This is a genomic window from Halobacillus sp. HZG1 (assembly GCF_035818575.1).
Lineage (GTDB): Bacteria > Bacillota > Bacilli > Bacillales > Halobacillaceae > Halobacillus > Halobacillus litoralis.
The window spans coordinates 1-5,676 of sequence record NZ_JAYLVQ010000052.1; the positions used below are offsets into that span (position 1 = coordinate 1).

General features: G+C 41.9%; 5 protein-coding genes. 4 read left to right on the forward strand and 1 reads right to left on the reverse strand.

Translation table 11 applies throughout. The features are described from left to right. Positions 1-337: 337 nt before the first annotated feature. Positions 338-466 carry a protein YhfH gene (gene yhfH, locus VKA52_RS07655; RefSeq protein WP_074735206.1) on the reverse strand — a complete coding sequence of 43 codons (129 nt, stop codon included), beginning with the start codon at positions 464-466 and terminating at the stop codon, positions 338-340. A 120-nt stretch (positions 467-586) separates the two neighbouring features. Here yhfH and VKA52_RS07660 point away from each other — a divergent pair, with 120 nt between their 5' ends. The 4 genes from VKA52_RS07660 to VKA52_RS07675 all read left to right on the forward strand — a co-directional run bounded on the left by VKA52_RS07660 (position 587) and on the right by VKA52_RS07675 (position 5,183). After that, complete coding sequence (locus tag VKA52_RS07660; RefSeq protein WP_326314893.1) at positions 587-1,318, forward strand: MBL fold metallo-hydrolase; 732 nt, start codon at positions 587-589, stop codon at positions 1,316-1,318. A gap of 66 nt (positions 1,319-1,384) precedes the next feature. Then, entirely contained in the window at positions 1,385-2,386 is a 1,002-nt protein-coding gene (locus VKA52_RS07665) for a lipoate--protein ligase (protein ID WP_326314895.1), read from the forward strand. Between the two features lie 164 nt (positions 2,387-2,550). Further along, positions 2,551-4,092: a fatty acid--CoA ligase family protein gene (locus VKA52_RS07670; protein ID WP_326314897.1), complete on the forward strand. Its 1,542-nt coding sequence runs from the start codon at positions 2,551-2,553 to the stop codon at positions 4,090-4,092. Positions 4,093-4,247: 155 nt separating this feature from the next. Then, complete coding sequence (locus VKA52_RS07675) at positions 4,248-5,183, forward strand: hypothetical protein (protein WP_326314899.1); 936 nt, start codon at positions 4,248-4,250, stop codon at positions 5,181-5,183. Positions 5,184-5,676: the final 493 nt, after the last annotated feature.

Sequence of the window (5,676 nt, forward strand, 5' to 3'; positions counted from 1 at the left end):
ATAAAGGAAACACGGAGAGCGTAGCGATTCGATGTTGACTTATCGTACAGAAGCGAGGGAAGTCTCACTAGCCGCTAGGCGCCGGAACCGGATATCTAGGAGGAAAAAAGTGCTTGGTGAGACCCCACAGGACGCAGTCCGCGGAGGCTCACCGCGCTCCCGCGGAAAGCGAGTTATTCCCCGCAGCCCCCATCCACCCAACAGAAGTCTCGAAACTGAGTCTTCAACTAAAGGGAGCTATTATGGAAGAGTGGGGGAATGGGCAAAAAAAATAGCAGCCTTTGACAGCTGCTCCAAATCTTATGTTCTTTGTTATGTTTTTTGTGGAATACTAGACTTAGCGGGCCGGGTGGTCACATTCGTCGCAAATGTTGCCGTAGCAGTCAGCTTTTTCCTGGATCACATTCCCACAGTTGGAGCAGTGCTTTTTCGGAAGGTTACGGAAGAACTCAAGAACACTCATCATCTGTAAATCGCCTCCAATTAATTTTTAATGTAAAACCATTGTATTATAACAATATTCAGAAATCAACAATCTGTTATAAAACAATGTACAATTAGGCCAAAAGTTTTAGGAGTGATAATAATGAAAGTGACAATTATCGGTTATTGGGGAGCTTATCCTGCAGCAGGGAGTGCTACTTCTGGGTATTTATTTGAAAAAGATGGTTTTTCGATGCTTGTCGATTGTGGAAGTGGAGTGTTGTCACGCCTCCAACAGTTTAAGAAGGTAGAGGATTTGGATGCGGTCGTTCTTTCTCACTATCATCATGATCACATCGCAGATATCGGTCCTCTTCAATATGCTTTTCTTGTTCAGAATACCCTTGCCGGAACAAATGAAACGCTTCCTATCTATGGACATAAAGAGGAGAAAGGGAAGTTTGAAACCTTAACCCATCAATATACGAAAGGAATGGCCTATAATCCTGACCAAACGTTGGAAGTAGGGCCTTTCTCCATACAATTCCAAAAAACGAATCATCCGGTCCCTTGTTATGGTATGCGGATTTCTGATGGGGAGGACACGGCGGTTTACACAGCCGATACAAGTTATTTTAAAGAGTGGGCAAAATTTGCCAAGAATGCGGATCTTCTTATTACAGATACAAACTTTTATAAAGATATGGACGGCAGGAAAGCAGGGCACATGACGAGTACTGAAGCCGCTACTATAGCTGAAGAGGCTAATGTGAAAAACTTATGGCTCAGTCATTTGCCACACTTTGGGCAGTTGACGAAATTGCGTCAGGAGGCAGAAGATATCTATAGTGGAACCATTCAACTCGCGGACGAAGGACTGACATGGAGTAAATGAATTGTCTCCAAGCCTCTAAACGATTACAATGGTACATGGACAATACGGACTGAAAGGATGAAACACATGCTTTTTATTGACCATGAGGGGATAAATGATCCTCGTATTAACTTGGCCATTGAAGAATACGCATTAAAGAATCTTGATATCAACGACACTTACTTACTGTTCTATATCAACGAACCTTCCATCATTATCGGTAAAAATCAAAATACGGTGGAAGAAATCAATACAAGCTATGTAGAAGAGAACGGAATTCACGTCGTTCGCCGTCTTTCTGGCGGAGGTGCGGTATATCATGATCTCGGAAACTTGAACTTCAGTTTCATTACAAAGGACGATGGGGACAGTTTTCATGATTTCGCTAAGTTCACAAAACCGGTAACTGAAGCATTAAAAATGTTAGGTGTAAACGCAGAATTGTCCGGGCGTAATGATATTGTGGCAGAAGACGGTAGGAAGATTTCAGGCAACGCTCAATTCTCTACTCGGGGCCGCATGTTCAGCCACGGCACATTAATGTTAGATTCAGAAATCGAGAACGTTGTTTCTGCTTTGAACGTGAAAACGGAGAAGATCAAGTCGAAAGGAATTAAATCGATTCGTAGTCGAGTGGCAAACATTTCTGAGTTTCTTGATGAAAAAATTTCTATGGAAGAGTTCAAGAACTTGATCCTCCGCTATATTTTTGATGTCGAAGATGTGAAGGACGTACCTCAATATAAATTAACGAAGGCAGATTGGGACAATATTTATAAGCTGGCTGAAGAACGCTACAAAAATTGGGACTGGAATTACGGCAAGTCACCGAAGTTCAACATCCAGCATACGAAGCGAATTGAGGGTGCCGGAAGCTATGACATTCGTCTTGATGTAACCAAAGGACATATTCAGAACGCGAAGATTTTTGGTGATTTCTTTGGGGTTGGAGACATTAATGACATTGAAGAAATTTTAATTGACACAAAGTATGAACGCCAGGCGATATCTGAAGCTCTAGGTAATGTGGATGTTTCTCACTACCTGGGTAAAATCAGCAAAGAAGACTTTCTTGATATGGTTTATTAATAAAAAAGGGACGGTCCTCATTTAAGGATCGTTCTTTTTTATATGGTCCAATTCAGGTGACTTAGGACGACAAATGTTGCTAAAAAGTTTTCAGTATTTTATAATTATATTGAAAATTACTAAAATGAATGACTATTCATTCATAATTTCAAGGGGGAGCATACATGAATCTAAGCGAACAACTGTCGCTCACGGCTCAGCGTTATCCTGCAAAAGATGCCTACATATTTCAAGGGCAGCGGGTAAGTTATCAAGAGTTTGATGCAACAGTCACTAAATTCGCTTCTAAGTTGTCTGAACTGGGCTATGAAAAAGGGGATCATTTGGCGCTTGTGAGCGGAAACAGTCCCTTGTTCATGATTGGACTTTACGGAGCACTCCGGGCAGGAGCAACCGTCATACCGATTAATCCTACGTACACAGTAGATGAAATGAGCTACATTTTGAAAAATGGAGACGTCAAGGCTGTCATGACAATGGATGTATTGATCGATAAATTTGAAGTTATGGATCATCACCTTGATATCGGCCACTATTTTGTAGCAGACACAGGAACAGGTGTGGACATGGAATCTTCTTCTTTAAACGGAAAAATGAAATCGTTTACAAAGGTTGTAGCTGAGGGACGTTTAGATTATGAAACCCCTCCACTTGATGATCAGGATGTGGGAGTTATTTTGTATACTTCCGGAACGACAGGGAAGCCGAAAGGCGCGATGCTTACACATCAAAACTTATATTCAAACGCAACGGATGTAGCGGACTACCTGCAAATCAACTCGGAGGACCGCGTGATTGCTACCTTACCGATGTTTCATGTTTTCTGTTTGACGGTTTGTTTAAACGCTCCCGTAATGAATGGCGGAACCGTGCTAATTGTACCTAAATTCTCTCCTCAAGAAGTGTTTGCAATAGCAGAAGAAAACAAAGCAACGGTGTTCGCCGGTGTACCAACCATGTATAATTATTTGTTACAAACAGGAAAAGAACAGGCACCAACTTTCCGCCACATGCGTCTTTGCATTTCTGGAGGTTCTTCCTTACCGGTTGCTTTATTGGAATCCTTCGAAGAACAGTTCAACGTACGTGTTTCAGAAGGCTATGGACTATCCGAAGCCTCACCAGTTACAGCTTTTAATCCCCTGGACCGCCCAAGAAAAGCAGGGTCCATCGGACAAAACATTAAAAATGTCGAAAATAAAGTGGTGGACGAACTTGGTGAAGAGCTCCCAACCGGTGAAGTGGGCGAATTGATTGTTCGGGGGCCGAACGTCATGAAGGGATACTATAAACTTCCTGAAGAAACTTCTGTCACCATTAGGGATGGTTGGTTATACACAGGGGATATGGCTCGACAGGATGATGACGGATATTTTTACATTGTCGATCGTAAAAAAGATATGATCCTTGTCGGAGGCTACAACGTTTATCCAAGAGAAGTAGAAGAAGTATTGTACCAACACGAAGATGTCACAGAAGTTGCGGTAGTAGGAGCACCAGATCCGGAGCTTGGGGAGACGGTCATAAGCTTCGTCGTCTCTAAAAACCCAACGTTGACAGAAACACAACTAAATGAATATTGCCGTGAGCATTTAGCGAAGTATAAGGTCCCTTCACGTATCGAATTTATGTCTGAGCTTCCTAAAAACACAACAGGGAAAATTCTTCGCAAAAATTTACGTGAACAACTTACGAACTCAAAATAAGTTCTTCCATTAAAGCTCAAAGTCTCCTGGACTTTGAGTTTTTTGATTGAAAACATTTTTTAATTGAAAACATTTTTTAATTAAGGCCAACTCTAGTTGAATTTGCAACTTTTTCTTATTTGAGACGTAAGAAATAAAAAGAAGGGGGATGAATAATGAAAGAATTGTATGAATCACTAATGACAGCAAGAAAAAGATGTCTTGAAAAAGAACGTTTACATAGAGAAAGGGAGCAATTAAAAAAAGAACATAAGGAACTACGTGCTAAAGAACAGCACTACTTAGAAAAGCTCAACGAAGAGCAAGAAGATGTGGAAAAGCTGGAAAGCATGAGTCTTACAAATTTATTCGTTACGATTACAGGTAAGAAGCTCGAAAAAATGGAAAAAGAAAAGCGGGAGGCAGTGGAGGCACGGTTGAAGTGGAGAGAAGCTCATCATTCTGCTCTTGAGGTGGAGAAAGAAGTAGAAACCCTCTCTGAAATAATCGCTGCTTATGGAAACCCAAAAGTCGAGTATGACCGGCTGTATCAAAGAAGAAAGGAAATCCTTATTACTAAAGGTGAAAAGAAAGGAGGGCGTTTGGTTGAACTTAGTGAACAGCGATCGATGCTACAGGCGGAGTTGGTTGAAATCAATGAGGCAATCGATGCAGGGCGATCTGCCATGCGTGCATTGGAAGAAGCAACGGTTTCGTTGACATCTGCTGAAAACTGGGGAGCGTTGGATATGCTTGGTGGTGGCTTGCTGACTACAGCAGTCAAACATTCGAGAGTGGATGATGCGGATACCGCCATCCATACCGCACAAAGATATTTGCGGAAGTTCGCAAATGAAATGGAGGACCTCGGCACATATTATGATATTCGTATTCAAATGTCTGGCGGTTTGACGATTGTCGACTATTTCTTTGATGGCTTACTTGTGGATTGGTTTGTTCAAAATAAAATTCAATCTTCTCATAAAGAAGTGAGGGAAATTAGAAAAAAGACCCATGCAGCGCTACTTGATCTTGAGACACTACAGCGTCAACTTGAAAAAGAAGAAGGGGGATTTGCAGATGAGATGGATTGGATGATCCGTTCTATCTAACTAGAATTTCGAGTTGTCCTATGTCATTTACTAGAAAATTCGCACCAGTTTGCGGACCTCCGCAACTTTTTTTCGGTGAAGGTTGTCCTAGGATATATTACAATAGAAACAGATAAGCGGTGATGCTTATTTATCTCATAACTATTTATGATTTGGTTGTCATAAATAGGTCAGTAACGTTGTTTACTGATGAGTGTCACGGAAAAGTCTTTCCTCTCAAAAGCACTTTTCCAACAATTTATTCCCTCACTCAAAAGTTAACCAGTCGTCTCTTTTGGCCCATGCTCACGTGAGCATGGGCACTTTTTTTATGCCTGACCTTTTAAGTATAAGCTCCCTTTAGTGGAAGACTCAGTTTCGAGACTTTTGTGTAATTCTAGGGGCTCCGGGAAACGATTCGCTTTCCATGGGGCGGGCGGTGAGCCTCCTCAGGCTACGCCTTCCGGGGTCTCACCTGTCCCACACGTCCCATAGGAGTCTCACCGTTTCCCTC

Excerpts from the sequence above, each read along its gene's own strand:
- VKA52_RS07665 (WP_326314895.1), top strand. The coding sequence starts at position 1,385 with ATGCTTTTTATTGACCATGAGGGGATAAATGATCCTCGTATTAACTTG.
- VKA52_RS07675 (WP_326314899.1), top strand. The coding sequence starts at position 4,248 with ATGAAAGAATTGTATGAATCACTAATGACAGCAAGAAAAAGATGTCTT.
- VKA52_RS07660 (WP_326314893.1), top strand. The coding sequence starts at position 587 with ATGAAAGTGACAATTATCGGTTATTGGGGAGCTTATCCTGCAGCAGGG.
- VKA52_RS07670 (WP_326314897.1), top strand. The coding sequence starts at position 2,551 with ATGAATCTAAGCGAACAACTGTCGCTCACGGCTCAGCGTTATCCTGCA.
- yhfH (WP_074735206.1), bottom strand. The coding sequence starts at position 466 with ATGATGAGTGTTCTTGAGTTCTTCCGTAACCTTCCGAAAAAGCACTGC.